This window comes from Microcystis sp. M049S2 (assembly GCF_020245625.1).
In the GTDB taxonomy this organism is placed as follows: Bacteria; Cyanobacteriota; Cyanobacteriia; order Cyanobacteriales; family Microcystaceae; genus Microcystis; species Microcystis ichthyoblabe_A.
The window spans coordinates 1-3,035 of the sequence record NZ_JADBUN010000191.1 but is presented as its reverse complement, the minus strand read 5'-3'; the positions used below and the strand labels follow the sequence as shown (position 1 = coordinate 3,035).

The following is a 3,035-nucleotide window of genomic DNA, read 5'->3' as shown; positions in this document are numbered from 1 at the left end:
TTGACTAATCGCTGCTCTTTTTGGCTTTGAATAAGAAAAAATTACAATCGGATAAATCGGTAAGACAAATTTCTCATGAAAGCGAGCAAAATAAGTAAACATTCGCCGGTTAAACCACTTGCGGGAACTTTCCTGCGCCTCTACATGAATCAGAAAGAAAGATTCTTTTCCTCGAAACTTAACTTGTGCGACTAAATCGCTTTCATACCTTTCTCCTTCTGTGACATCGGTAAATACTTCTTTGTCTAAAAAAGTAATCGAGTCCCTATCTAAATAATCTATCAATTGAGGAAAAAATAACTCAATAAATTCGAGAAAAAAGGTGGATATTAACTCCTTAAATAAGCGATCATGGTCAATATTATTAGTCATGTAATGTCATCTTAACTAATCTAAGCGATGAATGACTACTCTTCTCTATTATATTCTGAAAAGTCGGTTTTGGCAACGGATTGTTATGATCTCACCCCCTTAACCTACGAGGAGAGGGGGATACTTTCCGCGTTAACCTTTCTCTTTCAACTAAAAACCCCCCAAAGCAATCTTACCCCTTGTCATGGCGAAGATGCGATCGCTAACGTCAAAGCTAGGCTGTTCCTAATTCAAATTGCTTGTTGAGACGAGGCACTCTTGCGCTCTTGCACTCTTGCAACAGTAAAGGGATTGGGGGAGATTCGGCTAATCTAAGAATAAGCGATTTATAGCGTTTCCTAAGCTAGTGAGGTACACATATTTTTCTTCCCTTTTGACTTTTGCCTCTTGCCTTTTGCCTAAAACCCATAACTTTTGTACCTCAGCAGACTGAAAAACGCTATAAATAGGTTTTAGCTTACTTTTTCTGATTTTTCTTGCCAAGTACCGTGAAACCCCGGAGGGATAACACTGGGTAATTGCAGACAGCAAAGGGGTTCTTTTTCTAACTGCTGACTATCATAGATTCTCACTTGGCTGCTGTGATTATTGCCGTCGTAAACCACGACGATTAACCATCCCGTTTCTGGAGATAAACCATCGGAGACAAAAATCGGTTCACTGCCATAACAGTTATTTTCTAGATAAGCGATAGTTAACTTACCTGTGGAGTGATTATAACAAGCGGGAAGTCCGATAATTTCCCGACGAATATCGCTATCGGGACGATGGACAGCTAAAAAAGTATTTTGCCATTTTTGTCCCACCAGTTGCGGGGAAACCACGGGAAAATCACAGCTTAAATCCGAGAGAATTTCCTGATTAATTACCTTTGCTGATAGGGGATTGATGGTGATACTTGCTAATTTTCCGATGGCTAAAGTTTCGGTTTTACCCGTGGCAACTTCTTTTAAAAATTGATTAGTCTTAAAGTCATCATAACGGACAAAAACAATTTCAAGATTGCCTTGATCATTCACACAACCATTAGCGAAGTGCCATTGAAACCATGAATCTGTAACACTTTCACTGACTAATTGCAGAGAATCTCGCTCAAAAATTAGTATTCTTGTTCCTAATTCTGGCTGCCACTCCATGGCATCACTAAAAGTTTTAAATCCCAACAGTATCGATAATTTATCCGCTTTTATCGGTGGGACAAAAAAGACGAGATACTGTCCTGCTAAAACAAAGTCATGCAGCAGCGACAATCTATCTAAATCAAAAGTGTTTTTCTGGATAATTTCACCAGTGGAGTCAGACTTATAGAGATTTAAACTAACTTTAGCACTGATTGTCACCCCGAAATTAAAAATCTCTCCTCTGGACAAATCTACTTTAGGATGAGCGGAAAAAGTTTCCTTTGCTTGTAAGCTAGATAAATTATCTAAACCTAGGGTTTCTAAAGATTGTAAATCTAATTTATGGGGAAAACCCCCTTCCCAGAGAGCTAATAATTTATTGGGTAAAGCTAACACCGAGGTATTAGCGGCATTTTTTACCTCTTTTCCCCAATTATTCCAAAAGAAGCCGGGGGCATTCATGCCATAATTAGGAAATAAATATTGATTAGCGGCGCTTTCTTGCTGATAACCAGCAGTCTGAACATAACGATAGGTGGCACTGGCTCCCTTATCATGAAAATGTACAGCTAAAACTGCCCCATCTCCGTCAAACCAATGACCAACTTTTTGCTTACCTCTTTCTAATCTCCCCGGACCATTGCGATAGAGACTCCCTCGCAATCCATCGGGAATTTTCCCCGATAATAAGGTTAATTGCGTTTCAGAAAATTCCACTGCTGGTTTTTCTAGAGATTTTGCCCAAGCTTTCATAGATTTGTTTTTTTACTGATTACATAGTTAAGTATAGCCATAGACTAGGTTCAATGACGATAAATTAGGCAGTTTACCAGTTAATTAGTATTTACCACAACCCATCAATTATGTCATTATAAAGTATCGGGATCAATTCCCAGAGAACGGATATATTCAGCTAAACGTTCAGCTTTAAGACGCTCTTGTTCTAACTGTAAACTCGCTTCTTCAGCTTTAAGACGCTCTTGTTCTAACCTTTGAGATAACTCGATAGAACTTAAAAATTTCTGACCATCTAAACCATAAATTTCTAACCCATCTTCTCTCAAATCAAATCGGATATTTAACCGAGGACTAACCCATCCCTTAATCTCAGGTATAGAACTTAATAGTCCTTCCTGTCTCCACCATCCTTGAAAATTATGAGAATCGGGATCATAGAGATAGTATTCTTCCACTCCATAACGTTGATAAAAAAGTAGTTTTCGCTCCATTTCTTCTAAGCTATTAGAGGGGGAGAGAATTTCAAAGACCACTTGAGGAGCGATATTATCTTCTTGCCATTGTTTATAGGAACCCCTTCTTCCTTTCGGACGACCAAATACTACCATAACATCGGGAGCAACCGGTCCAGTAATTTTTTTATCTTGGACGGGATACCAGAGCAGATCCCCCGCAATAAAAACGTTAGGAGAATTAGCAAAGAGAATCTCAAGATTTTCTTTGATTTTAACGATCCATTCGTATTGTTCGGTATTATCGGCCATGGGTTTACCGTCACTATCGGGGTATTCAATATCTGGATCA

The 3,035-nt window shown here is 38.8% G+C and carries 4 protein-coding genes; 1 reads left to right on the top strand and 3 read right to left on the bottom strand.

The window, feature by feature from the left end; genetic code table 11:
• A partial coding sequence (locus IM496_RS16125) for an Rpn family recombination-promoting nuclease/putative transposase (protein WP_287662544.1) occupies positions 1-372 on the bottom strand: 372 nt, incomplete at its 3' end.
• A gap of 27 nt (positions 373-399) precedes the next feature.
• On the opposite strand from IM496_RS16125, the gene IM496_RS16120 reads away from it, so the two are divergent.
• A complete protein-coding gene (locus tag IM496_RS16120) occupies positions 400-618 on the top strand; it encodes a hypothetical protein (RefSeq protein WP_194014369.1) in 219 nt (72 codons plus the stop codon).
• 206 nt (positions 619-824) lie between these two features.
• Here the strand turns inward: IM496_RS16120 and IM496_RS16115 are convergent, their stop codons facing one another.
• Both IM496_RS16115 and IM496_RS16110 read right to left on the bottom strand, forming a co-directional pair.
• The gene (locus tag IM496_RS16115) at positions 825-2,246 is read right to left on the bottom strand and encodes a carotenoid oxygenase family protein (protein WP_287662542.1); all 1,422 of its coding nucleotides are present in this window, start codon (positions 2,244-2,246) and stop codon (positions 825-827) included.
• 116 nt (positions 2,247-2,362) lie between these two features.
• Positions 2,363-3,035: Uma2 family endonuclease (locus tag IM496_RS16110; RefSeq protein ID WP_287662540.1), on the bottom strand; the 673-nt coding region annotated here is incomplete at its 5' end.

Bases quoted from the DNA above. Each gene is read 5' to 3' on its own strand.
- IM496_RS16120 (WP_194014369.1), top strand. From the start codon at position 400: ATGAATGACTACTCTTCTCTATTATATTCTGAAAAGTCGGTTTTGGCA.
- IM496_RS16115 (WP_287662542.1), bottom strand. From the start codon at position 2,246: ATGAAAGCTTGGGCAAAATCTCTAGAAAAACCAGCAGTGGAATTTTCT.